Below are 23795 nucleotides of genomic sequence, written 5' to 3' on the forward strand. Positions count from 1 at the left end.
GTCCGCCCTCCTGCCATCGCCGAGAGCCCGCATGGACGCCACCACGTCATCCCGCCGCTTCTGGACGCTCAACGCACTGGCATGGGCTGGCTATGCGATGTACGGGCTGTGGGTCGGCACGCGGATCGGCGGCGGTGCGGTGTTCAGTGGCATCGTGTTGATCACCGTCAGCGTGGCGGTCTCACTCTGGTTGTGCAGCGGCGCACTGCGTTCGATTGCACTGCGCCAGCGCTGGTGGGATGCGAGCCTGGCCAGCCTGGTACTGAAGCTGGCCGCCGGTGTGGTGCTCGGGGCCAGCGTCGCTCAGGCGGTAACGGCGGCGCTGCTGCTGCCGGCACTGGCGCTGGGCTGGGTGCAGCTGCCTGGCGGCCATGCCGATTACCAGTGGTCTTCGCTGCTGGTGTACTGGATGAACACCGCGTTGTTCCTGCTGATGTGGACCGGCTTGTGGGCGGGCCTGCACGGCCTGCGGCGGGCACGCCACAGTGAGCTGGCCCGCCTGCGCGCCGAGGCCGAACGCAGCGCCCTGGAGCGCGATGCGCTGCGTGCGCGGCTCAACCCGCACTTCATGTTCAATGCGCTGAACAACCTGCGTGCGCTGATCCTGGAAGACCCGGAACGGGCCCGCGACATGGTCACCCGCTTGTCGCGCACGCTGCGCCAGGCGCTGGCGCACAACCGCAGCGAGCAGGTCACGCTGGCCGAGGAACTGGCGGTGGTCGACGACTACCTGGCCATCGAGGCGGTCCATTTTGAACAGCGCCTGCAGGTGCGGCAGCAGATCGATGCCGATGCCATGCAGGCGCAGCTGCCGGCGATGGCGTTGCAGCTGCTGGTGGAGAACGCGATCAAGCACGGCATCGCCAGCCGCCCGGGCGGCGGCGAGGTGCAGATCCATGCCACGCTGGACAATGACGTGCTGCGCCTGCAGGTGGACAATCCGCTGGCCAGCGTCAGCGAGCCCACCCACGGACATGGCGTCGGCCTGGCCTACCTGCGTGCGCAGCTCGGTACGCAAGGTCGTTTCACCCTGCAGCCGGTCGGCGACCGCATGCAGGCCCTGCTGGAGATTCCGCAATGAATGGCGTGCTGCGCGTGTTGATCGTTGATGATGCGCGGCTGGCGCGGCAGGAGCTGCGCACGCTGTTGTCGGCGCTGCCGTGGGTGCAGTGCGTGGGCGAGGCCGACGATGTGCCGGCCGCGCGCGAGGCGATCGCCACGCTGGCCCCGGACCTGGTGCTGCTGGATGTGCAGATGCCCTCCGGCAGCGGCTTCGACGTGCTGGACGGCCTGGAGGTGGTGCCGGCCGTGGTCTTCGTTACTGCCTACGACACCTACGCGGTGCGTGCGTTCCAGGCCAATGCGCTGGATTATCTGGTGAAGCCGGTGGAGGCGCCGCGCTTGCTGGAGGCGCTGGAGCGGGCGCGCCAGCGCGAAGTGGTGGCGGCCGAAACGCCGGAGTCGCGCGGCACGCTGGGTGCGCAGGACCAGGTGTTCGTGCGCGAGGGCGAACGCTGCTGGTTCGTGGCGGTCTCCGAGATCCGCCGGCTGGTGGTGGATGGCAACTACACGCGGCTGTGGTTCCGCGACCAGAACGCCCTGCTGACCCGCAGCCTGAGCGCGCTGGAAGCACGCCTGCCGCCGGATCTGTTCTTCCGTGCCAACCGCAATACGCTGGTCAACCTGCGCCGCATCCGTGGCGTGACGCCCAGCATCGCTGATGGTTATGACCTGGCGCTGGATGACGGCAGCGAGGTGGAGGTGTCGCGCCGGCAGGCGCGTGAACTGCGCGAGCGGATGGCGTTGTAGCTGCCGCTACAGCTCGGCACTGACCGGGCTGGACCGCCGGAGGCGCTTCATGCCTCGGCTGGCTGCCCCCTCAAGCGGGCCATCACCCCGCCACCGCCGTGCTGGATGACCAGTTCGAGCCCGTAGTGGCTGCACAGTCGCCGCATGATATCCAGGCCCAGGCCGTTGCCCTCGCTGCCATCACGCTTGTCGAATGGCCGCGGCTCGGGCCAGTTGCCAAGGAAGGGTGAAGCACCTGCCGTGTTGTGCACCAGCAGCTGAGCGTCCTGCCATGCAATCAGGACCTGGCCCTGCGCGGTATGCGCGAACGCATTGCCGACCAGATTGGCCAGGACTACGCGCAGGGCCGCCTCGGGCGCGCGCAGCGTGGCCCCGTCGGGCACGGTCAGCTGTACCTCGACCGGCCGTGCAGCCAGCAACGGAGACTGCTCGATGATCACCCGTTCCAGCAGCGGCACAAGTTTGACCGGCGGAGCGCCGTGGCTGGCGGTTTCCTCGCGAGCCAGCGCCAGCAGCGCCGCAATGGCCTGCTGCAGCTGCAGTGCCGAAAGACGGATATGCTGCACATGCTGGCGGCCACGCTCGGACAGGCCCGACTCGCTGGCCAACTGGCCTGCCGCACTGGAGATGACGCTCAAGGGTGTGCGCAGTTCGTGGCTGGCATCGCGCGTGAACGCGTGTTCGCGGGCAACGAAGGCAGCGACGCGTGCGGACAATCCATCGAGGGCGCGCGCGAGCACGCCAATCTCGTCATCGTCGAAACGTGCTGCCAGGCGCACGCCGGGGCCTGGTTCCGGCTGCAGCGCTTCAACCTCCTCGACCAGCGCATAGAGCGAGCGTGTGCTGCGATGGGCGAGCCAGATGCCGAGGAAGATCGCCGCGATCAGGACCAGCAGTGCTGTGCCGGCAAGCAGCATTACGACCCGATCGCGGATCGGCCGGACCACCAGTTGCGCACTGACCTCCGACACAAGCCAAGCAGGGCGGGCGCCGGCCGGGGGATCGATCCGCTTGAGATGGTAGTGCCGACCATCGACACCCGCGAACTCCGAGCGCCACGGTTCCTTTGCGAACTCGCTGCGCAGATCGTCGGGGAAGGTAGAGGGTGAACGATGCAGCTGGATTGCGGCATCGGCAGGTGTACGCCAGTCCCCTTCGAGCGCGTGCCGGGCGAGCTGAGCCCGTGCTTCACGGTCCAGTTGGGCGTTGAAGATGCTGTCTTCCACCACATACATGAACACCAGCGAGTAGGTGCCGAACACCGTGGCGGTGAACAGCGCGAAGGCTGTGAATGTGATCAGCAGTCGACGGCGCAGGTGCTGGGTGGGCCGCGGTTTCATGGCGAAGCTTCCAGACGGAAGCCGACACCGTGGACGGTGCGCAGCATCTCGCCTTCGAACGGCCTGTCCAGTACCTGCCGCAACAGGTACAGATGCGAGCGCAGCGGATCGGAAGGAGGTGCTTCATCCCCCCACAGGCGTTGAACGAGCTCGCTGCGGGTGACGGTTCGCGGCCAGGCCTCGGCCAGTACGAGCAGGATGCGCTGCGGAACCTGTGCCAGCTCCAGCAGCAATCCCGCGCGCCAGGCCTGGCCGCTGCGGCGGTCGATGCTCAGCGGCCCAATCTGCAGGAGGTTCGGTTGACCCACGCGATGGCGGCGGGCGAGGGCGAGACAGCGGGCGAGCAGCTCGGCATCGTCGAAGGGCTTGACCAGATAGTCATCCGCGCCCGCAGCGAAGCCCTGCAGCTTGTCGTCGATCGCATCGCGTGCGGTCAGCATCAGGATGGGGACGTGCCGATCACTGCACTCGCGCAACCGACGGCAGACCGTCGTACCATCGGTGCCCGGCAACCCGATATCGAGCAGCAGCACATCCGGCGGTGACGCCAGCGCCAACTGCAGCCCGACGTGTCCGCCAGCGGCGAAATCGACCAGATGGCCATGCGCCTGCAGCATGTCGATGATGGCCGAGGCCAGCGGCAGGTTGTCTTCAATCAACAGCAGGCGCAGGCGCTCGGCGTCCATGGTCAGGGCTGCATGCGGGCCAGGAGAGCGTTAGCTTCGTCCAGACCGGGCTGCTTTTCCAGCACAGCCAGTACCTGCGAACGGGCCAGATCGGTCCGGCCCAGGCGCCAGTGCGCTTCTGCCATCGCGACCTGCAGCCTCGGCTCGTCCATATGCGGGCTGGCCAACTGCATGATGGACAGCGCGTCGGCGGTTGCAGTGGCGTCCTTTGCTGCTTTCAGCTGGTAGAAACCCAGCATGCCGATCAGCTCGACGTGATGGTCGGACGGGCGCTGCGCCAGTATCTGCGCCGCCTGACCATCACGCTGCTGCAGGTGCTGCTCCACCAGCGCCATGCTGCGCTCATCGCGCCATGCCTGGCGTGCCAGTGGCACACGCCCGCTGGCGCGCACGAAGGCGTCAGCCAGTGCGGCGGTCGAGAACGGGTTCTGACCGGTCAGCAGGCGTCCATCGACTACGACCTTGGGCATCATCAGCGGTGCCTCCTGCCAGCGTGCGCCCAGCTCGCGCATGCGCGGTTCAAGCTGGAACGCGAATTCCTTCGCCCAACGTTTGCCGAACAGTGCTTCTTCCTCTTCCGTGAATCCGGTCATGGCGCGGCCTTCCACCATGGCCCGGCCATCGGGAAGGCGAACACCCGCCAGTGCGGCCGGACCATGGCATACCGCCGCGACCAGTCCTCCCTGCTGCCAGATTCCGGCAATCGTGGCATGCAGGGCCTTGTCGGCCGGAAGGTCGAACATGGCACCCTTGCCGCCGATCACCAGGACGCCCTGGTAGTCGCTGGCACGCAGTTGTGCAGTGGGCACGGTCGCGGCAAGCTTGCCCATGGCCTGGGAATCGGCAAGGACGGCTGCGTTGAAGGCCTCGGAGGGGTTGTACTTGTCAGCCTCGACGGCGCCGCCACGCGGACTTGCCACGTCGATGTCGAAGCCGTTCTGCTTGAGGATGAGCCAGGCCTGGGCGAATTCGTCCATCTCGAAGCCCGGACGGGTCTTCCCTTGGTCCCGGCCTTCGCTGCTGACGACGAGCAGCACGCGCGATGGTGCGGCAGACGCGGAAGATGGGGCCATGGCAGGGAGGAGAAGGACGGCCAGCAGGCCGGACAGCAGGGGGGGGCGGAAGCGGTTCATGCAGGACTCTCCGGGAGATGTGCGCGCACTGTGGCCGGCAAATGTGAAGCAGACTTCAAGCGCATCGACGGTTACCCTGAGGGCCTGTTCCCGTTCGTGCATGCCATGTCCATCGTCCTCACCGATTTCGCCCGTCCCCGCCTGTTCCCGCGTGTGCCGCGCGGCAACACCATCCAGGACTGCACTGCCGAGCAGTTCGAGGCACACCTCAACGCGCATGCGCCGCTGAAGGTGCTCGACGGCTACGCCCCGTTCTGCAAGTTGTTCGTCTACGAGAACTGGACCAGCACGCGCTGCCTGACGGTGCCGGTCACCGAGGCCAACCGCCACCAGCTGCGCAGCGGCTACGAAGCGCGCAACCGCGAGGAACTGCCGGTGCTGGTGCGTTGGTTCGAGGGGGTGGAGTCGCCGCGCGCGAACTATCTGGTGGTGATCCTGTACAGCGCCGGGCAGCTGGCGAAGGAGGGTTCACCGATCGAGGCCGACTGGGGCATCGTCGGCTGTATCTACACCGCCGAACCCGAAGAGGTACCGATGGCGCCGATCACCATGATGCGCAATGCACTGGGCGTGGAGGAGGGCGGTTCCGGTGTGCCGCTGGATCGCGAGGCTTACCAGCGCTCCGTCGCGTTTTGGGAGAACAACGCCAACTGGCGGCCGTGAGCCGGCCCGGGTCGGATCCCCGCAGCGCGGGGCTCTGACCCGATCGTTTGAACCAGGCCCTGGGCGCCCACTATGCTTGGACCAGGCCAACCCAGCAGGGACGGGGCATGGATATCTGGGCAAGGATGATTCCGGTGTTGCTGGTTGGCGTGTTGCCTTGCGCCACGGCGCTGGCGGCCAAGCCCGCTGCTGACATGGCGTGCGCGCCATTGGCGGCCCTGCCCGGGCTGCGCGATGCCGGGGTGACCGCGCTGTCGATGCAGCCCAGCGACGGTCGTTGCATGGTCGAGGTGACGGCGGCCAATGGCAAGGCGTTGCTTCGGCAGCAGCAGATGCTGGAGGTGCTCGCGCAACACGCCTGCGCGGCGCCCGCGGAGGTGACCATCGACGACGCGCGGCTAACCCTGCAATTGCGCCTGCCGAAGCACTGCGCGGCGCGCAGCAGCCGGGATCTGTTCGCGGGCGACGGTGTTTCGTGGGCACCGGCGCGCGGCGTGTCGCCGCGCTATCCACCGGAGGCCATGCAACAGGGACTTTCCGGGCGCAGCCTGCTCAAGGCATTGATTGACGCGCAGGGGACGATTGCGGCCGTGATCGTGGAGACGTCCAGTGGCCACGCGTTGCTGGATGAGGCAGCGGTGGAAGAACTGCGCCGCTGGCCTTTCATCCGCACCGATGCGGCGGGCTCGGCACCGGAGCTGACCATCGTGCGTGTACCCATGCGGTACGAGTGGGTGGAGTGACCGCCATCCACGCGTGGCGGAGGACGCGTCAGGCGGGGTTCCACTCCCACCATGGGTAGTGGTACTCGCGGTCGATGGCCTGCCAATGCTGGCCGCACTGGGTGCAGGCAACGGTGTGGCAGTCGCCCCAGCTGCCCTCGGCCTCTTCCACCGCGAGCAGCTGCATCTGTCCTTGTTCGATCAGGCGACGGGGATCGAAGAACGGGTAGCCGGGATTGAGCGCGCACAGGCAACCCTCGCGTGCACGCCAGTAACGCAGCCGACGCAGGGCGGCCTTCAGATGCGCCTGGTTGCTGATCAGCATGCCGCCGAGCGCGACGCCCTGACAGCGCTGTTCGATCAGGTCCGCGTGCGCGGCCAATGCATCCAGCGAGGACGCGCTGAACAGCCGTGCGACCGTGCGTGCAGCATCGGTGATGCGCGCTGCGTCGCGCGACAGCAGGTCCTGCAGCAGCACATCGGCCTGTGCATCGTCGAGCCGGGGTATCGGCGCTGCAGACCAGGGCCAGCGCATCAGCGGGCCTTGCCGATGGCGGCGTAGTGGCCGGCCGTCAATCGCAGCAGGTCGGTCGGCGCCAGTTCCACCTCGAGGCCGCGGCGCCCGGCGCTGACATGCAGTGCGGGCAATGCCTGCGCGCTGGCGTCCAGGAACGTGCGCAGGCGCTTCTTCTGCCCCAGTGGGCTGATGCCGCCGACCAGGTAACCGGTCGCGCGCTGTGCAGCGTCAGCGGCGGCCATCTCGCACTTCTTGCAGCCGGCCGCTTCGGCCAGGGCCTTCAGGTCCAGCTGGCCGGCCACCGGCACGATCGCGACCAGCAGTTCGTGGGTCTCGGTGCTGGCCAGCAGGGTCTTGAACACCTGGGCCGGGTCGAGGCCGAGCTTGTCGACGGCTTCGCCGCCATAGGATTCGGCGTGAGCATCGTGCACGTAGCTGCGCACGGTATGGGCGATCTTCTCGCGCTTGAGCAGGTTGATGGCCGGAGTCATGTAGGCATCGTAGCGCGGCACGGCGGCGTTGCCTTGACCGAGGCTATTGCGGGTGGATGCGCGGTGCATGGCCACGCGCAAACGCAGAACGGGCGCCCGAAGGCGCCCGTTCTTTCTGCTTCCATTGCTGGGGTCAGAGCCCTTTCCTGCGGAAAGGGATCCGACCCCCCGCAGGCATCAGTAGCGGTAGTGGTCCGGCTTGAACGGGCCTTCCACCGGCACGCCGATGTAGTCGGCCTGTTCCTGGCTCAGGGTGGTCAGCTTCACGCCGATCTTTTCCAGGTGCAGGCGGGCCACTTCTTCGTCCAGCTTCTTCGGCAGCAGGTAGACCTTCTTCTCGTAGCTGTCCTTGTTCGCCCACAGGTCGATCTGTGCCAAGGTCTGGTTGGCGAAGCTGTTGGACATCACGAAGCTCGGGTGGCCGGTGGCGCAGCCCAGGTTCACCAGGCGGCCTTCGGCCAGCAGGAAGATCGCGTTGCCGTTCGGGAAGATGTACTTGTCCACCTGCGGCTTGATGTTGACGTGCTTGATGCCGGCGAACGACACCAGCGCATCGACCTGGATCTCGTTGTCGAAGTGGCCGATGTTGCAGACGATGGCCTGGTCCTTCATCGCGCTCAGGTGCTCGATGCGGATGATGTCCTTGTTGCCGGTGGTGGTAACGTACAGGTCGGCACGGCCCAGGGTCGATTCGATGGTGTTGACTTCATAGCCTTCCATCGCCGCCTGCAGGGCGCAGATCGGGTCGATCTCGGTGACGATCACGCGCGCGCCGTAGGCACGCAGCGAGGCCGCGCAGCCCTTGCCGACGTCGCCGTAGCCGCAGACCACGGCCACCTTGCCGGCCAGCATCACGTCCATCGCGCGCTTCAGGCCATCGGCCAGCGACTCGCGGCAGCCGTACAGGTTGTCGAACTTGCTCTTGGTGACCGAATCGTTGACGTTGATCGCCGGGATCAGCAGGGTGCCGGCCTGGGCGAGCTGGTACAGGCGGTGCACGCCGGTGGTGGTCTCTTCGGAGACGCCCTTCCAGTCCTTGACCACGCGGCCCCAGTAACCCGGGCGCTCCTTGGCGACGCGCTTGAGCAGGTTCTTGATGACCTGCTCTTCGTGCGATGCAGCCGGCTCGTCAACCCAGGTGCTGCCGTTCTCGAGCTCGTAGCCCTTGTGGATCAGCAGGGTCACGTCACCGCCGTCGTCGACCACCAGCTCCGGGCCGGTCAGGGTGCCGTCGGCCAGGGTGAAGGTCAGCGCGTCCAGGGTGCAGTCCCAGTACTCTTCCAGGGTCTCGCCCTTCCAAGCGAACACCGGGGTGCCGGTGGCGGCGATGGCGGCAGCGGCGTGGTCCTGGGTCGAGAAGATGTTGCACGAGGCCCAGCGCACGTCGGCGCCGATGTCCTTCAGGGTCTCGATCAGCACGGCGGTCTGGATGGTCATGTGCAGCGAGCCGGTCACGCGCACGCCCTTCAGCGGCAGCTCGGCCTGGTACTTGCGGCGGATCGACATCAGGCCCGGCATTTCGTGCTCGGCGATGTCCAGTTCCTTGCGGCCCCAGTCGGCCAGCGTGATGTCGCGGATCTTGTAATCACCTTCGGTGGAGAAGGTCTTGGCAACAGCGTTCATTCGTGTGCTCCGGTTGTGGGCGAGCGGGTGCTCGCATCTAGCCGGGCGCCGTTGTTACAAAGCCACCTTACCGAGCCTGGCCGGGCCTCATGGGATCCGGTCGCAGCGCCCCTCGGCAGGGGAGAACCCCCATTATATCGCGGCCCCGGCATGACATCCGGATGACCCAACCATCGGCAGATGGGGCGGCGTGCACGGCCTGTTAAGGTCGGTGTTTTCACGCATCACACAGGTGGAACGATGAGCATGCACGCGCGCCGCACACGGCGTTGGACCGGCCTGGTCCTGTCGATGGGACTGCTGGCGGTGGCCCCGCTGGCCTGGGCCGCGGCCCCGCAGCCCGCCCAGGTACAGGCCCAGGGCGTCAATGGCTACGAACTGCCTTCGGCGGCGCTGCAGGCGGTGGTGGACGCGCCGCGCGCGCCCTCGCTGTACCTGTCGCCGCGCCGCGATGTCGCCGCGATGATGCAGATGCCGTCGCTGCCGTCGATCCAGGTGGTGGCGCAGCCGGAACTGAAGCTGGCCGGACTGCGCATCAACCCGCGCACCTTCTCCGACAGCCGCTTCAGCTTCGGCGAGAAGCTGTGGCTGATGAACGTGGCCGACGGCAAGGAACGGCAGATCAGCGGCCTGCCGGCCAAGCTGTCGATCGCCAGCGTGATGTGGTCGCCGGACCAGAAGTGGCTGGCCTTCAACCAGGTCGACGCCGCCAGCGGCGCGAATGAGCTGTGGCTGGTGGATGTCGCCGGCGGCAGCGCCCGTCGTCTGGTCGCCGGCCTGAACACGGTGATCGGCAGTGGCTACCAGTGGCTGCCGGACAGCCGCGGCCTGGTGGTGTTCACGCGCCCGGCCAACCTTGGTGCGGCCCCGGCCGCCGATGGCGTTCCGACCGGCCCGGCCGTGCAGCAGACCAGCCAGGGCGGCGGCGTGGTGTCGATCCGTACCTACCAGGACCTGCTGAAGAACGAAGCCGACGCGCGCCAGTTCGATTACTACGCCACCACCCAGCCGATGGAAGTCAGCCTGGATGGCAACACCCGCGCGATCGGCGCGGCCGGCATCTTCATGGGTTTCTCGGTGTCGCCGGATGGCCGCTTCGTGCTGCGCCAGCCGGTGCAGCGGCCGTATTCCTACGTGGTGCCGGTGAGCAGTTTCCCGCGCCGTATCGAAGTGATCGACCGGGCCAGCGGCAAGCTGGTGCACACCGTGGCTGTGCGTCCGCTGGTGGAAGGTCTGCCGACCGGCAACGACGCTGAAGTGACCGGCGTGCGCGATATCAGCTGGCGTGGTGATGCCGACGCAACGCTGGTCTGGGCCGAAGCCCAGGACGGCGGCGACCCGAACAGGGACGCCAAGGTGCGCGATGCGGTGCTGATGCAGGCTGCGCCGTTCGACACGCCGCCGGTGACGTTGGCCCAGCTCGGCAGCCGTCTGGTGGGCATCAACTGGGGCCGTGGCGACCTGGCCCTGCTGACCGAGTCGTGGTGGAAGACCCGTAAGACCAAGACCTGGCTGATCGCCCCGGACAATGCCAGCGCCGAGCCGCGCCTGCTATGGGATCGAGACGGGCAGGACCGCTATTCCGATCCGGGCCGGCCGCTGTTGTCCAGCGACGACCGCGGGCGCTCGCTGCTGCAGACCAGCGCCGATGGCAGCAGCCTGTATCTGGCCGGTGCCGGTGCATCGCCGGAGGGCGATCGTCCGTTCGTGGACCGCTTCGATGTCGCCACGGGCAAGGCCACCCGCCTGTTCCACTCGCAGGCACCGAGCTACGCGCTGCCGGTGGCGTTGCTGGACGACCAGGCCAGCTCGCTGCTGCTGAGCCGCGAGAGCCCCGACGAGCCGGCCAACTTCTACGTGCAGTCGCTGGCCGATGCTGGTGCTGCGCCGCGTGCGCTGACCCACTTCGCGCATCCGCTGCCGCAGTTGAAGGGCGTGCAGAAGGAGCAGATCCGCTACAAGCGCAAGGATGGCGTCGACCTGACCGCGACCCTGCTGCTGCCGCCGGGCTACGATCCGAAGCGCGACGGCGCGCGGCCGCTGCTGATGTGGGCCTACCCGGGCGAGTTCAAGAGCGCGGCTGCGGCCAGCCAGGTGACCGATTCGCCGTACCGCTTCAATGCGGTCAGCTACTGGGGCCCGCAGGCGTTCCTGGCCAAGGGGTATGTGGTGTTGGCCAGCCCGTCGATGCCGATCATCGGCGAGGGTGACAAGGAACCGAACGACACCTACATCGAACAGCTGGTGGCCAACGCGCAGGCCGCCGTGGATGAAGTGGTGCGCCGTGGCGTGACCGATCGCGATCACATCGCCATTGGTGGCCATTCCTACGGTGCGTTCATGACCGCCAACCTGCTGGCGCACACGCGCCTGTTCAAGGCGGGCATCGCCCGCAGCGGCGCCTACAACCGCACGCTCACGCCGTTCGGCTTCCAGGCCGAGGAGCGCAACTACTGGCAGGCGCAGGACGTCTACCAGAAGATGGCGCCGTTCAACTACGCCGACAGGATCAAGGACCCGATCCTCTTCATCCACGGCGTGGACGACAACAACTCCGGCACCTTCCCGATCCAGAGCGAGCGCATGTTCGCCGCAGTGAAGGGCCTGGGTGGCACCGCGCGGCTGGTGATGCTGCCGAACGAATCGCACGCCTACCGCGCACGCGAATCGATCATGACCATGCTGGCCGAAAGCGAGCGCTGGCTGGAGCAGACCATCGGCCCGGCCGAGCAGGGCAAGGCGAAGAAGAAGCGCTGACGTGACCCGGTAGTGCCGGCCGCTGGCCGGCAACCTCATGGACCCACGCGACCTGAGGTTGCCGGCCAGCGGCCGGCACTACCAGATGAAACCATTTTTGCATCGCAGCACGATGCCCGTTCTGGTTTAGGCTTGGGGTCTGGATCCGTTGACCGAGGCCTGTGCGTCGCCGATGAACGAGTACCGCAGCAGCATCGAGTTTGCTTCCCCCGATCTTCCGCTTCGCGATGACGTGCGCCGGCTCGGCGCGCTGGTCGGCGACCTGCTGGTTGAACAGGTCTCTACCGCCTTCCTCGACGATGTCGAAGACGTGCGCACCCGCGCCATCGCCCGCCGCGAGAACCAGGCGCCGTTGTCGGAGCTGGCCGATGGTCTGGCCGGGCGCACGCCGCAGCAGGCCGAGACCATGGTGCGGGCCTTCAGCACCTACTTCCAGGTGGTCAACATCGCCGAGCGCGTGCATCGCATCCGCCGCCGCCGTGACTACCAGCGCGCCGGTACCGCAGGGGCGCAGCCCGATGGCCTGCAGGATGCACTGCAGCACCTGAAGGCGCAGGGCGTGGGCCTGGACGAGCTGGCGCAGTGGCTGCCCCGCATCGACATCGAACCGGTGTTCACCGCACATCCGACCGAAGCAGTGCGGCGCGCGCTGCTGGAGAAGGAGCAGCTGATGGTGGCCAGCCTGGTCGACAACCTCGACGGCCAGCGCACGCCGGGTGAAGCCGCCGCCGATGCCGCGCGCTTCCGCATGGCGCTGACCGCCTCATGGCAGACCACCGATTCCTCGCCGGTGCGGCCCACCGTCGATGACGAGCGCGAGCACGTCGGTTTCTACCTGGTGCAGGTGCTGTACCGGGTGATTCCAGTGCTGTACGAATCGCTGCAGCAGGCGCTGCGCGATACCTTCGGCGAAGAGCTGCCGCTGCCACGCCTGCTGCGCTTCGGTACCTGGGTGGGCGGCGACATGGACGGCAACCCGAACGTGGACGCGCACACCATCCGCAATACGCTGGATGCGCAGCGGCAGGCGGTGCTCGGGCGCTACCAGAAGGAACTGCTGCAGCTGGCCAGCCTGCTCAGCCAGTCCACCGAGCGGGTGGGCGTAAGCGATGCGCTGCAGGCGCGCGTGGCGCACTACCAGCAGCTGCTGCCGCAGGTGCAGTCGCGCCCGCGCCATGCCGACATGCCCTACCGCCTGCTCAACGACCGCATGCGTGCACGCCTGCAGGCCACGCTGGATGACGGCGAAGGCGCTTACGCCGGCCCCGATGAACTGATCGACGACCTGCAGCTGATCCTCGACAGCCTGCGCGCCAACCGCGGGGAGCATGCCGGTGGCTTTGCCGTACAGCGCCTGCTGTGGCGGGTGAAGACCTTCGGCTTCCACCTGGCGCGGTTGGACGTGCGCCAGGAATCGAGCGTGCATGCGCGCGCGCTGGCCACCGTGCTGGGCGGCGACGCAGCGTGGGACCGTCTCGATGCCGTGGGGCGTGCGCGTCTGCTGGCGCCGCATGCCAGTGGTGACGCGCCGTTGCCGAAGGGCGACGACGAAGGCAACCAGCGTCTGGATGCGGTATTTGTGGCGTTGGCCGATGCGCGTGCGCGCCATGGTGGCGATGCGCTGGGCAGCTACATCATCTCGATGGCACACGACCGCAGTGACGTGCTGGCCGTGCTGGCGCTGGCACGCCGTGGCGGCCTGGTGGAAGAGGGCGGTTCGGTGCCGCTGGATATTGCGCCATTGTTCGAAACCGTGGACGACCTCAAGCGTGGCACCGCCACCCTGCGTGACCTGCTGGCCGACCCGATCTATCGCGCGCACCTGCGCGCACGCGACGACGTGCAGATGGTGATGCTGGGCTATTCGGACAGCAGCAAGGACGGTGGCATCGCCGCTTCGCGTTGGGGCCTGCAGCGTGCGCAGGTGGAACTGCTGGAGGTGGCGGCCGAGGCCGGCATCCGCCTGACCTTCTTCCATGGCCGTGGTGGTTCGATCAGCCGTGGTGGCGGCAAGACCACGCACGCGGTGGATGCTTCGCCACGCGGCAGCATTGATGGCCGCCTGCGGGTGACCGAGCAGGGCGAAGTGATCCATCGCAAATACGGCATCCGTGCGCTGGCGCTGCGCTCGCTGGAACAGGCCACCGGCGCGGTACTGCGCGCCAGCCTGCGCCCGCGTGCCGCCGAACCCCGCGAGGATGAGTGGCGACCGGTGATGGATGTGGTCGCTGGCTCCAGCAGCGAGGTCTACCGCGCCTTCGTCGGCCAGGCAGGCTTCATGGACTACTTCCGCACCGCCACGCCGATCGATGTGATCGAGCGGATGACGCTGGGCTCGCGTCCGTCGCGCCGGCTCGGCCAGGACGCAGCACTGGGCAACCTGCGCGCGATTCCGTGGGTATTCGCCTGGAGCCAGGCACGCGCGGTGATTCCCGGCTGGTATGGCGTGGGCAGTGGCCTGCAGGCGGCGATTGATGCCGGCCACGAACAGACCCTGCGCGACATGGCGCGAGACTGGCCGTTTTTCCGTACGTTCCTGGACGACATCGCCATGGTGCTGTCCAAGGGCGATATCACCATTGCCGAGCAGTTCTCGAAGCTGTCCGGCGAGCTGCACGGGCGCTTCTTCCCACAGGTGCAGCGCGAACTGGAACTCACCCGGCACTGGCTGCTGGCGCTGATGGACCAGCGGACGCTGCTGGACCACGATGCGCGGCTTGCGCTGTCGATCCGCCTGCGCAATCCCTACGTCGATCCGATCAGCGTGCTGCAGGTGGATCTGCTGCAGCGCTGGCGGACCAGCGGGCGCGAGGATGAGGACCTGCTGCGCGCGCTGGTGGCCTGCGTGAACGGTGTTTCGCAGGGTGTGCAGAACACCGGGTGAAATGCATCCGCCGGGCGTTGCCCGGCGAATTCGAAATGGTAGTGCCGGCCGCTGGCCGGCAACCTCATGGTGTCTGGCAACACGCACGAGGTTGCCGGCCAGCGGCCGGCACTACCACGATGTCGGATGCACGGCTGCCTCCGGCACCTTCCGGTATCCTCTCGTCCCATGGAGCATTCCTGGCGTATCAGCAAATACTGGCAGCGGACGCCTGAGGGGTACCTATGGTCACCGCCCGAGGAGTGGACTGACTTCAGCGATGTCGGCAAGCGCGTGAGCATCGAGGATTACCTCGTTGTCGAGGATGCCTATCTGGACGCGATCAGGCGATTCTGTGTCGGCATTGGTGTCGAGTCCCTTCGCATCCAGTCGCTTTCTTCGCACGGCCCGTGTCAGTACCACGAGGGCCAGCAACTCGGCCTGCACGAGATTGAGCGGGTGGCGCGCGGCGTGCTGCGCAACGCCTTCTGGTGCAAGCTGGTCTGTCAGAACGCCGAAGTGCACTTCGGCTACGACTACTACATGTATGCGGTGTCGTCGGTGGACGCCTCGGCCGCATTGGCAGACGCCAACCCGTTATTGAACATCGAGCGGTTCTGCTCTCCCTATCTGCCCGAACGGGAAGGGTAGTGCCGGCCGCTGGCCGGCAAAGCCCTCATTCTTCCGGCGACGGCGGATTCGACGCCAGCAGTTCCAGATGGCGCTGCTCCATTTCCTGGCGCAGCTGGCGGCGGATCTGTGCGGCGGCCTGGCGGCGCTTCTCGTCGGAGGTGGCCGGCTGCAACGGCGGCACCGGCGTCGGCCGGCCTTCCTCATCCACGGCCACCATGGTGAAGAAGCAGCTGTTGGCGTGGCGCACGCTGCGCTTGAGGATGTCCTCGGCCACCACCTTGATGCCGATCTCCATCGACGAGGTGCCGGTATGGTTCACCGAGGCCAGGAAGGTGACCAGCTCGCCCACCGCGATCGGCTGGCGGAACATCACCTGGTCCACCGACAGGGTGACCACGTAGCTGCCGGCGTAACGGCTGGCGCAGGCGTAGGCGACCTGGTCGAGCAGGCGCAGGATGGCGCCACCGTGGACCTTGCCGGAGAAATTGGCCATCTCCGGCGACATCAGCACGGTCATGGACAGCTGGTGGGTTTTGAGTTCGGTCGACATGCGGCGATTGTATCGGCAACCGGTAGTGCCGGCCGCTGGCCGGCAACCACGCGACTGTTTCCGGAGGCCATGAAAAAGCCGGCCAGCGGCCGGCTCTACCAGAAAAGAGAAGGGCCGCTTGCGCGGCCCTTCGTGTTTCTTACTTCAGCTTCGCATCGGCGCGCAGGGCGGCGGCGCGGTCGGTCTTCTCCCAGGAGAAGGCCGTGGCGTTGACGGTCTCGCCTTCGCCGTTGAGGTAGCTGAACTCCTTCGGCTTGCGGCCGAAGTGGCCGTAGGCCGCAGTCTGCTGGTACATCGGGTGCACCAGGTCCAGCATCTTGATGATGCCGTACGGGCGCAGGTCGAAGTGCTTGCGGATCAGCTTCTCGATCTTGTCGTCGCTGATCTTGCCGGTGCCGAAGGTGGTGACCGAGATCGAGGTCGGCTCAGCCACGCCGATGGCGTAGGAGACCTGCACTTCGCAACGGTCGGCCAGGCCGGCGGCAACCACGTTCTTGGCGACGTAACGGGCCGCGTAGGCCGCCGAACGATCGACCTTGGACGGGTCCTTGCCGGAGAAGGCGCCACCACCGTGACGGGCCCAGCCGCCGTAGGTGTCGACGATGATCTTGCGGCCGGTCAGGCCGCAGTCGCCCACCGGGCCGCCGATCTCGAACTTGCCGGTCGGGTTGATGTGGAACTTGGTGCCCTTGTGCAGCCACTTGGCCGGCAGCACCGGCTTGATGATCTCTTCGCGGACGGCCTCGATGAGGTCCTTCTGCTTGATGCCCGGGGCGTGCTGGGTCGACAGGACCACGGCGTCGATGGCCGAGACCACGCCGTTTTCATAGCGCAGGGTGACCTGGCTCTTGGCGTCCGGGCGCAGCCACGACAGCGGCGAGTTCTTCTTCTTGCGGATCTTGGCCTGCTGCTCGACCAGGCGGTGCGACAGGTGGATCGCGGCCGGCATGTAGCTGTCGGTCTCGTTGGTGGCATAGCCGAACATCAGGCCCTGGTCGCCAGCGCCCATTTCTTCCGGTTTCTTGCGATCCACGCCCTGGGCGATGTGCGGCGACTGCTTGCCGATCAGGTTCAGCACGCCGCAGGTGGCGCCGTCGAAGCCGACGTCGGAGCTGTCGTAGCCGATGTCCGTGATGACCTTGCGGGTCAGCGCTTCCAGGTCGATCCAGGCGCTGGTGGTGATCTCACCGGCCACGATGGCAACACCGGTCTTGACCATGGTCTCGCAGGCCACGCGGGCGCGCTGGTCCTGGGTCAGGATCGCGTCCAGCACCGCATCGGAGATCTGGTCGGCAACCTTGTCCGGATGGCCTTCGGAGACCGACTCGGAGGTGAAGAGATAGCTGGACATCAGGCGTAATATCCCTTGATTCGGATGGAAAGATGGGCGCGAATGATACACGGGGTGCGCCGCCTGTGCATTGTGAACCTGTACCGGTTGCCGGTGGTTAAGCCCGCGTAGCCCCGGCAGGGGCCGTCCGGCCGGGATTGGGGCCCAGCCTCGAGGCCCAGTGTTCCACCAGCGTGACAACACGCCGGGCTGCTACCGGCCCCGACTGCGCGGGCGACCCTGCCCGCGCCTGGACCGGGCAGCCGTCATCGTTCTGCCCAAAAACCGCCATCTGGCTGCCGCCTGCCGGGCGCAGGCTGTCGGCCAATCCGGCCGCCGGGCATGAGTGGATCTGCCATGCAGGAACTTGAACAGCGTCTCCAGCAACGCTTCCCCGATTGGTTCCATGGCCGTCGTGGCCAACTGGCGCGGCCGTTGCTGCGCAGCGTCGGCCGCTGGTCGCGCCTGGACCAGATCGAAGCCTTCCTGCAGCGCAGCTCAGGCCTGCGTGGTTTCGGCTTCGTCGCCGCCGGCCTGGAGTTCATCGACGGCCAGTACCAGGTGGATTCGGCCGCGCTGGCGAAGATCCCGGCCACCGGCCGCCTGCTGATCGTCGCCAACCACCCTTCCGGGGCACTGGACGCCCTCGCACTGCTGGACGCGGTCGGTCGCATCCGCCGTGACGTGCGGATCGTGGCCAACGACCTGCTGGGGGCGATCGCGCCACTGCAGGACCTGCTGCTGCCGGTACGCATCCTCGGTGGCAAGGCCCAGCGTGGCAGCCTGCATGCCGTCGAAGAGGCGCTGGCCGCAGAGCAGTGCGTGATCGTGTTCCCGGCCGGCGAGGTCTCGCGGCTGTCGCTGCGCGGCATCCGCGATGGCCGCTGGCAGCGCGGTTTCGTCCGCTTTGCCCGTGCCGCTGGCGCGCCGGTGCTGCCGGTGCGTGTGGAGGCGCGCAACTCGGCGCTGTTCTACGGCGCCTCGACCCTGTTCAAGCCGGCCGGCACCGCGCTGCTGGCGCGCGAGATGTTCACCCGTCGTGGCCGTCCGCTGCGGCTGAGCATCGGTGAGCCGATGCAGCTGGGCAAGGGCGGCGACCCGGGCGCACAGCTGCTGGCGGTGCGCCGCGCGCTGTATGCGCTGGGCCGTAATGGGGCGGCGGGCGATGCCGCTGCTGTTGCAGGCCCCGAGCCGCTGGCGTCCCCGGTGCCACCTTCGCAGGTCGCCGCCGGCATCGCTGCCGCCACCCAGCTGGGCCAGACCGCCGACGGCAAGCAGATCCTGCTGGCGACCTGCAGCGCTGATTCACCGCTGCTGCTGGAGCTGGGGCGCCTGCGCGAGCTGACCTTCCGCCAGGTGGGCGAGGGCACCGGGCGCAGCCGCGACCTGGACGATTACGATCCGCAGTACGAGCACATCGTGATCTGGGACGCTGCCGCGCAGCGCATCGCCGGGGCCTACCGGATCATGCGCGGTGCGCAGGCGTTGGCCCGGCACGGCCTGTCCGGGCTCTACAGTGCGTCGCTGTTCCGCTATTCCGACGACGCCATCACCCACATCGCCGAAGGCCTGGAACTGGGCCGCAGCTTCGTGGTGCCCGATTACTGGGGCAGCCGCAGCCTGGATTACCTGTGGCAGGGCATCGGCGCCTACCTGCAGTGCCGGCCGGGCATCCGCTACCTGTTCGGCGCGGTGTCGATCAGCGCGGCGCTGCCGCGTGATGCACGCGAGCAGCTGGTGGCGTATTACCAGCGCTACTACAGTGGTACCGCCGGCCTGGCCGAATCGAACCGCCCCTTCCAGTACTTCGCCGCGCCGCCGAGTTTCGGCGAGCTGGATGCAGGTGCCGCGTTCGATGTGCTCAAGGCCAACCTGGCCGCACTCGGCACCGGCGTGCCGACGCTGTACCGCCAGTACACCGATCTGTGCGAACCCGGCGGCGCGCGCTTCCTCGCCTTCGGTGTCGACCCGGATTTCAGCGATTCGATCGACGGCCTGATCGAGGTGGACCTGTGCGCGATCCGGCCCAACAAGCGCAAACGCTACCTGCGCGACGCGGGGACGCCGGCATGAGCACGCTGGCGAACCTGTCGCCGCACCGGCGCGCAGTGTTCGTCTCCGACGTGCACCTGGGTTCACGTCATTGCCATGCCACCGAGCTGGCGCGGTTCCTCTCGCAGCTGCGCTGCGAACGGTTGTACCTGGTGGGCGACATCATCGACCTGTGGTGGATGGCGCATCGCCGCGCCAACTGGCGCCAGTCGCACAGCGAAGTCATCCAGGCCCTGCACGCGCTGCGCCGTGCGGGGACCGAGATCGTCTACATCCCCGGCAACCACGACGCCTCGCTGCGCCACGTGTGCGGGCTCATGCTGCCGGCGATGCAGGTGCGCCGTCGCGCCATCCATGTGACCGCCGATGGCCGTCGCTTGCTGGTCGCGCACGGCGACGACTACGACGGCGTGACCCACTTCGGTGGCCTGCAGGAAAAGTTCGGCGACTGGCTGTACTACCGCATCCTGACCGGCAACCAGGCGCTGAACGCGGTGCGGCGGCGGCTGGGCATGCGCTACTGGTCGCTGTCGGAATTCCTGAAGAAGCGCAGTGGTGCGGCCGAACGCTACATCGAGCGCTTCGTGCAGGCCGGGCTGGACGATGTGCGCCGGCGCGGCCTGGATGGCATCGTCTGCGGCCACATCCACCGCGCCGCGCTGATCGAGCGCGATGGCCTGGTCTACGCCAACGACGGCGACTGGGTGGAGAGCCTGACCGCACTGGCCGAAGACCATGATGGCGCGCTGCGCCTGCTCGATCACAACGGCCAGACCCTGGTGGAGCTGCCGGGCGCGCGCATCAAGCAAGCGGCTTGACCCACTCTTGTAGAGTCGAGCCATGCTCGACTGATCTTCTCAGACTGCCCCGCGTACAGCAGTCGAGCATGGCTCGACTCTACAAAAGAGCGCGAGCGGCTGTGCCATCAAGACGGCACGCCCGCAAGCCGCTAGCATCGGCCCATGGATTCCCTGACCCAGATCGTGCTCGGCGGCGCCGTCGCTGCTGCAATCGCTCCGCCCGGCCACCGCCGCGCGGCCCTGCTGGCCGGTGCCGCGCTCGGTACCCTGCCGGACCTCGACGCCCTGTGGCTCGGCTTCACTGCCGCCGATCCGGTGGCGAACATGATCGAGCACCGCAGCTTCAGCCATTCGCTGCTGGTGCTGCCCTGGGTGGCGGCGCTGATCTGGTGGTTGTTCAAGCGCTTCGGCAACGGGCGGGTCGCACAGTCACCGGTGCGCTGGTTCTGGGCGATCCTGTTGGCGTTGGTCACTCATCCCGTGCTCGATGCGTTCACCGTGTATGGCACGCAGTTGTGGTGGCCGTTGCGGCCACACCCGACCATGGGTTCCAGCGTCTTCATCATCGATCCGGGCTATACCGTGTGGCTGCTGCTGGGCTGCGTGCTGGCCTGGTTTGGCCGCGCCCGGCCCTGGGCGGGCAAGGTGCTGGGCGTGGCCCTGCTGCTCAGCAGTGGCTACCTGGGCTGGGGCCTGATCGCCAAGGCCCAGGTCGACCGTGCCGCACAGCAGAGCCTGGCGGCGATGGGCCTGGGCAATGCGCCGCGCTTCTCGGTACCGATGCCGTTCAATACCCTGCTGTGGCGGGTAGTGGCGATGACGCCGAACGGCTACGTAGTGGGCGACCGTTCGCTGGTGGCCGACCACGGGCCGATGCGGTTCGAAGGCCATGCGTCCAACGTGCAGGCGTTGCGCGAAGCAGGGAGCGTCCCGGCGGTGCAGCAGCTGACGTGGTTCAACCGTGGCTTCATGCGTGCACAGGTGGTTGACGGCCGGCTGGTGCTGAGCGACCTGCGCATGGGCCTGGAACCGGATTACACGTTCAACTTCGTGGTGGCCGAGCAGGCTGATGGGCAGTGGCGGGCGATCACGCCCGAGCAGGTGCGGGTGGATTACAGCAGCCCGGCCGCACGCGCCGACGTCGGACGCCGGTTGGCCGCGATGTGGCAGCGGATCTGGCAGGAGCCGGCAGCACAGCCGGGTTCGGTCGACCACAGCGCCGTGCATTGATCCGTAGATCCACGCCATGCGTGGATGGCGGGGTGCATCGGCGAAGGCAGCCACGCATGGCGTGGCTCCACCGAATCAATACACCGTGGCGCGGCCCTGCACGAACGAGTAGAAGAACACCGCGTTCGGGTCGTTCTGCACCAGGCGGAACTCGCGACGCATGCCTTCCACGGTTTCCTCGTCCACCGATCCGGCCTGCAACAGTTGGTCGGCGGCCGACAGCAGCAGCTGTTCCCAGAACGCGATCATCGTCTTGCGACGTGCCGGCTCGCGGTTGTCCAGGTGGATGGTCTTGATCTCGGTGTGCACGTCGCGGAAGCCGCCGGCCAGCAGCAGGTTGCCCAGCTTGGCGCCGACGAACGGATCTCCCCCGTGGTCGTACTGGAAGTCGTTGAAGGCCATCCAGTAGCGCCAGATATGCGGCGAATACGGGTCGAGCAGGAACGAGGCATTCATCACCTCGGTGATGTAGACCGGCGAACCCGGGGCCAGCACGCGGCGCACTTCGCTCAGTACGCGTGCTGGTGACGGCACGTGCTCCAGCACCCAGCACAGGAACGCCGCGTCGAAGCTGCGTGCCTCGAACGGCAGCTCGCCGGCATCGGCCTGCTGCAGGGTGTAGCGGTCGCTGCACCACGGTGTGCGCGCCAGGTTCTCGCGCGCGGTGGCCAGCTGTGTTTCGCTCAGGTCCACGCCGGTCACGTGCAGCTCGGGGAAGCGGCGCAGCAGGATTTCGGTCTGCGCGCCGACGCCGCTGCCGACTTCCAGCAGGCGACGCGCGCCGCTGTAGTCGATCTGGCCGAAGATGCTCGATTCCAGCAGCCGTGCCTGGGTCATCAGGCGCTGCTGCTCGGTGCCGGAAAAGCCGTGCAGGTAGGTCGGGGAGGAGATCGGCGGGGTCATGGGGCGGGCTCTTGTAGCGTCGAGCTTGCTCGACGGCTCCGGGAAATCAGTCGAGCAAGCTCGACTCTACGGTTTGAGGAATCGAGCAAGCTCGACTCGACGGCGTGGCAATACGCTCAGGCAGCAGATGACAACGCCGGTTCCCCGGCGATCAGACGGTCGAAGTACTCGGTGGTCAGCGCGATCTGGCTCTGCGGGTCTTCGGCGCGGTTGACCACTGCGCGGAAGGCGGCATTCTCCGGTCGATCCTTGGCGTACCAGCCCAGGTGCTTGCGCGCGATGCGCACGCCCTGCGGCTCGCCATAAAACGCATGCAGTGCATGCAGGTGGCCGAGCAGGATGTCGCGCACTTCCGCCAGCGATGGCGGCGGCAGTTCCTCGCCGGTGGCCAGGTAGTGCGCCACCTCGCGGAAGATCCATGGCCGGCCCTGTGCCGAGCGGCCGATCATCACTGCGTCCACGCCGGTTTCCTTCAGGACGAACGCCGCCTTCTGCGGCGAATCGATGTCACCGTTGGCGATCACCGGAATGCGCAGTGCGGCCTTGATCTCGCCGATCGTGGCGTACTCCGCCTGGCCGGTGTAGTGCTGGTCGCGGGTGCGGCCGTGCACAGCCAGTGCGGCGATGCCGCTGTCCTCGGCGATGCGGGCGATCAGAGGGCCGTTGCGGTGGTCGCAGTCCCAACCGGTACGGATCTTCAGGGTGACCGGCACGTCCACCGCGTTGACCACCGCTTCGAGGATGCGCGCCACCAGCTGTTCGTCGCGCATCAGTGCCGAACCGGCCCAGGCGTTGCACACCTTCTTGGCCGGGCAGCCCATGTTGATGTCGATGATCTGCGCGCCGTGGTCCACGTTGTAGCGGGCGGCTTCGGCCAACTGCTGCGGCTCGGTGCCGGCGATCTGCACGCTGATCGGTGCCGGCTCGCCGTCATGGTCCATGCGATGGATCGACTTGCGCGTGGTCCAGAAGCGCGGGTCGCTGATGGTCATTTCCGAGGCGGCCAGTCCCGCGCCCAGCCGTTTGCACAGCAGGCGGAAAGGCTTGTCGGTAACGCCGGCCATGGGCGCCAGCACGACGTTGGGGGCAATGGTGTACGGGCCGATCTGCATGCGCCCATTGTAGGGCGCGGGCGGCGGTACGGCCGTGTCGGGCGCGGTCCGGTTCAGGCCGATCCGCACCCAGCTCATGCCGTACCGGCATCAACAGATGCTTGACGGTTGCTTCCGCCGCCCCCAAGGGCGGGCGATGGTGGGCGGCTAGCCCAGGCTCTGCCAGGCCTGGCGGGTCCCCACGGCGAAGGCCAGCCCCAGGCCCAGGCAGACCAGCGAACTGACCGCCCAGAAGCGCGTGCCGTTGTACCCCGGTCGGAACAGCGCCAGGCCGAAGCCCATCATGGCGCGCAGCAACAGCAGCGCGGCAATGCCTGGCAGGACCAGGCGGCTGGCCGGCAACGGCGCATGCCAGCCGGCAGCAGCCAGCGCGTACAGCGCCCAGGCAACCAGCAGGGCGGTGATGCCGGCGGTCATCAGCGGCGGCCACCAGTGGCCGGCGTGGGCCAACCGGACCATGCGCGGGCCGGCGCCGAAACGCTCGTACCAGGGCGCGCCGAAGGCGATGCAGCCAATGTGCAGCAGGGCCGCGATGGCACTGCCGGCGGCCGCGATCAGCAGCCAGGGGAATCCGTCCATGT

At 67.5% G+C, this 23795-nt stretch carries 21 protein-coding genes and 1 riboswitch; of the genes, 10 read left to right on the plus strand and 11 right to left on the minus strand.

The window, feature by feature from the left end:
• The first annotated feature begins 31 nt into the window (after positions 1–31).
• On the plus strand, positions 32–1081 hold the full coding sequence (locus tag N5D91_RS11890) for a histidine kinase (RefSeq protein WP_153856300.1): 1050 nt from the start codon (positions 32–34) through the stop codon (positions 1079–1081).
• On the plus strand, positions 1078–1809 hold the full coding sequence (locus N5D91_RS11895) for a LytTR family DNA-binding domain-containing protein (RefSeq protein WP_153856301.1): 732 nt from the start codon (positions 1078–1080) through the stop codon (positions 1807–1809). The genes N5D91_RS11890 and N5D91_RS11895 overlap by 4 nt, the downstream gene beginning before the upstream one ends.
• Positions 1810–1856: 47 nt before the next feature.
• Here the strand turns inward: N5D91_RS11895 and N5D91_RS11900 are convergent, their stop codons facing one another.
• Genes N5D91_RS11900 through N5D91_RS11910 form a run of 3 tightly spaced genes read right to left on the minus strand, consistent with a single transcriptional unit; the run spans position 1857 to position 4968 of the window.
• Positions 1857–3149 (minus strand): HAMP domain-containing sensor histidine kinase, encoded by a 1293-nt coding sequence (locus N5D91_RS11900; RefSeq protein WP_164161605.1) that lies wholly within the window; start codon positions 3147–3149, stop codon positions 1857–1859.
• Complete coding sequence (locus N5D91_RS11905) at positions 3146–3835, minus strand: response regulator transcription factor (protein ID WP_032129701.1); 690 nt, start codon at positions 3833–3835, stop codon at positions 3146–3148. The genes N5D91_RS11900 and N5D91_RS11905 overlap by 4 nt, the downstream gene beginning before the upstream one ends.
• Before the next feature lie 2 nt (positions 3836–3837).
• A complete protein-coding gene (locus N5D91_RS11910) occupies positions 3838–4968 on the minus strand; it encodes a type 1 glutamine amidotransferase domain-containing protein (RefSeq protein WP_180854803.1) in 1131 nt (376 codons plus the stop codon).
• 105 nt (positions 4969–5073) lie between these two features.
• On the opposite strand from N5D91_RS11910, the gene N5D91_RS11915 reads away from it, so the two are divergent.
• Both N5D91_RS11915 and N5D91_RS11920 read left to right on the plus strand, forming a co-directional pair.
• Positions 5074–5631: a DUF3228 family protein gene (locus N5D91_RS11915; protein ID WP_049425078.1), complete on the plus strand. Its 558-nt coding sequence runs from the start codon at positions 5074–5076 to the stop codon at positions 5629–5631.
• A gap of 107 nt (positions 5632–5738) precedes the next feature.
• The gene (locus N5D91_RS11920) at positions 5739–6374 is read left to right on the plus strand and encodes an energy transducer TonB (protein WP_180854802.1); all 636 of its coding nucleotides are present in this window, start codon (positions 5739–5741) and stop codon (positions 6372–6374) included.
• A gap of 28 nt (positions 6375–6402) precedes the next feature.
• Here the strand turns inward: N5D91_RS11920 and N5D91_RS11925 are convergent, their stop codons facing one another.
• The 3 genes from N5D91_RS11925 to ahcY all read right to left on the minus strand — a co-directional run bounded on the left by N5D91_RS11925 (position 6403) and on the right by ahcY (position 8984).
• Positions 6403–6888, minus strand: a complete 486-nt coding sequence (locus tag N5D91_RS11925) for a hypothetical protein (protein ID WP_180854801.1) — start codon at positions 6886–6888, stop codon at positions 6403–6405.
• A complete protein-coding gene (gene ybaK, locus N5D91_RS11930) occupies positions 6888–7361 on the minus strand; it encodes a Cys-tRNA(Pro) deacylase (protein ID WP_110714254.1) in 474 nt (157 codons plus the stop codon). The genes N5D91_RS11925 and ybaK overlap by 1 nt, the downstream gene beginning before the upstream one ends.
• A gap of 177 nt (positions 7362–7538) precedes the next feature.
• Positions 7539–8984 carry an adenosylhomocysteinase gene (gene ahcY / locus N5D91_RS11935; protein ID WP_164161608.1) on the minus strand — a complete coding sequence of 482 codons (1446 nt, stop codon included), beginning with the start codon at positions 8982–8984 and terminating at the stop codon, positions 7539–7541.
• A gap of 36 nt (positions 8985–9020) precedes the next feature.
• A riboswitch (S-adenosyl-L-homocysteine riboswitch) is annotated at positions 9021–9104 on the minus strand.
• A 120-nt stretch (positions 9105–9224) separates the two neighbouring features.
• On the opposite strand from ahcY, the gene N5D91_RS11940 reads away from it, so the two are divergent.
• The 3 genes from N5D91_RS11940 (at position 9225) to N5D91_RS11950 (ending at position 15255) form a co-directional block, all read left to right on the plus strand.
• The gene (locus N5D91_RS11940) at positions 9225–11741 is read left to right on the plus strand and encodes a prolyl oligopeptidase family serine peptidase (protein ID WP_180854800.1); all 2517 of its coding nucleotides are present in this window, start codon (positions 9225–9227) and stop codon (positions 11739–11741) included.
• Positions 11742–11913: 172 nt separating this feature from the next.
• Positions 11914–14625 (plus strand): phosphoenolpyruvate carboxylase, encoded by a 2712-nt coding sequence (gene ppc / locus N5D91_RS11945; protein WP_180854799.1) that lies wholly within the window; start codon positions 11914–11916, stop codon positions 14623–14625.
• Positions 14626–14793: 168 nt separating this feature from the next.
• Positions 14794–15255, plus strand: coding sequence for a hypothetical protein (locus tag N5D91_RS11950; RefSeq protein ID WP_180854796.1), 462 nt, complete (start codon positions 14794–14796; stop codon positions 15253–15255).
• A 25-nt stretch (positions 15256–15280) separates the two neighbouring features.
• Here the strand turns inward: N5D91_RS11950 and N5D91_RS11955 are convergent, their stop codons facing one another.
• Both N5D91_RS11955 and metK read right to left on the minus strand, forming a co-directional pair.
• Positions 15281–15787 carry an acyl-CoA thioesterase gene (locus N5D91_RS11955; RefSeq protein ID WP_010481883.1) on the minus strand — a complete coding sequence of 169 codons (507 nt, stop codon included), beginning with the start codon at positions 15785–15787 and terminating at the stop codon, positions 15281–15283.
• Between the two features lie 139 nt (positions 15788–15926).
• Positions 15927–17138, minus strand: coding sequence for a methionine adenosyltransferase (metK, locus tag N5D91_RS11960; RefSeq protein WP_010481882.1), 1212 nt, complete (start codon positions 17136–17138; stop codon positions 15927–15929).
• A gap of 336 nt (positions 17139–17474) precedes the next feature.
• Here metK and N5D91_RS11965 point away from each other — a divergent pair, with 336 nt between their 5' ends.
• The 3 genes from N5D91_RS11965 to N5D91_RS11975 all read left to right on the plus strand — a co-directional run bounded on the left by N5D91_RS11965 (position 17475) and on the right by N5D91_RS11975 (position 21199).
• Positions 17475–19190: a lysophospholipid acyltransferase family protein gene (locus N5D91_RS11965; RefSeq protein ID WP_180854795.1), complete on the plus strand. Its 1716-nt coding sequence runs from the start codon at positions 17475–17477 to the stop codon at positions 19188–19190.
• Complete coding sequence (locus tag N5D91_RS11970; protein ID WP_153856311.1) at positions 19187–19987, plus strand: UDP-2,3-diacylglucosamine diphosphatase; 801 nt, start codon at positions 19187–19189, stop codon at positions 19985–19987. Before N5D91_RS11965 ends, N5D91_RS11970 begins: the two co-directional genes overlap by 4 nt.
• A 144-nt stretch (positions 19988–20131) precedes the next feature.
• Positions 20132–21199, plus strand: coding sequence for a metal-dependent hydrolase (locus N5D91_RS11975; RefSeq protein ID WP_180854794.1), 1068 nt, complete (start codon positions 20132–20134; stop codon positions 21197–21199).
• A 75-nt stretch (positions 21200–21274) separates the two neighbouring features.
• Here N5D91_RS11975 and N5D91_RS11980 read toward each other — a convergent pair whose 3' ends face one another.
• The 3 genes from N5D91_RS11980 to N5D91_RS11990 form a co-directional block, all read right to left on the minus strand.
• Complete coding sequence (locus tag N5D91_RS11980; protein WP_005408109.1) at positions 21275–22102, minus strand: class I SAM-dependent methyltransferase; 828 nt, start codon at positions 22100–22102, stop codon at positions 21275–21277.
• A 116-nt stretch (positions 22103–22218) separates the two neighbouring features.
• Positions 22219–23214: a tRNA dihydrouridine synthase DusB gene (dusB, locus tag N5D91_RS11985; RefSeq protein ID WP_110714255.1), complete on the minus strand. Its 996-nt coding sequence runs from the start codon at positions 23212–23214 to the stop codon at positions 22219–22221.
• Between the two features lie 147 nt (positions 23215–23361).
• The gene (locus N5D91_RS11990) at positions 23362–23793 is read right to left on the minus strand and encodes a hypothetical protein (RefSeq protein ID WP_164161613.1); all 432 of its coding nucleotides are present in this window, start codon (positions 23791–23793) and stop codon (positions 23362–23364) included.
• Positions 23794–23795 lie beyond the last annotated feature (2 nt).

It is taken from the genome of Stenotrophomonas sp. GD03794, from assembly GCF_029842145.1.
Taxonomy (GTDB): Bacteria; Pseudomonadota; Gammaproteobacteria; order Xanthomonadales; family Xanthomonadaceae; genus Stenotrophomonas; species Stenotrophomonas riyadhensis.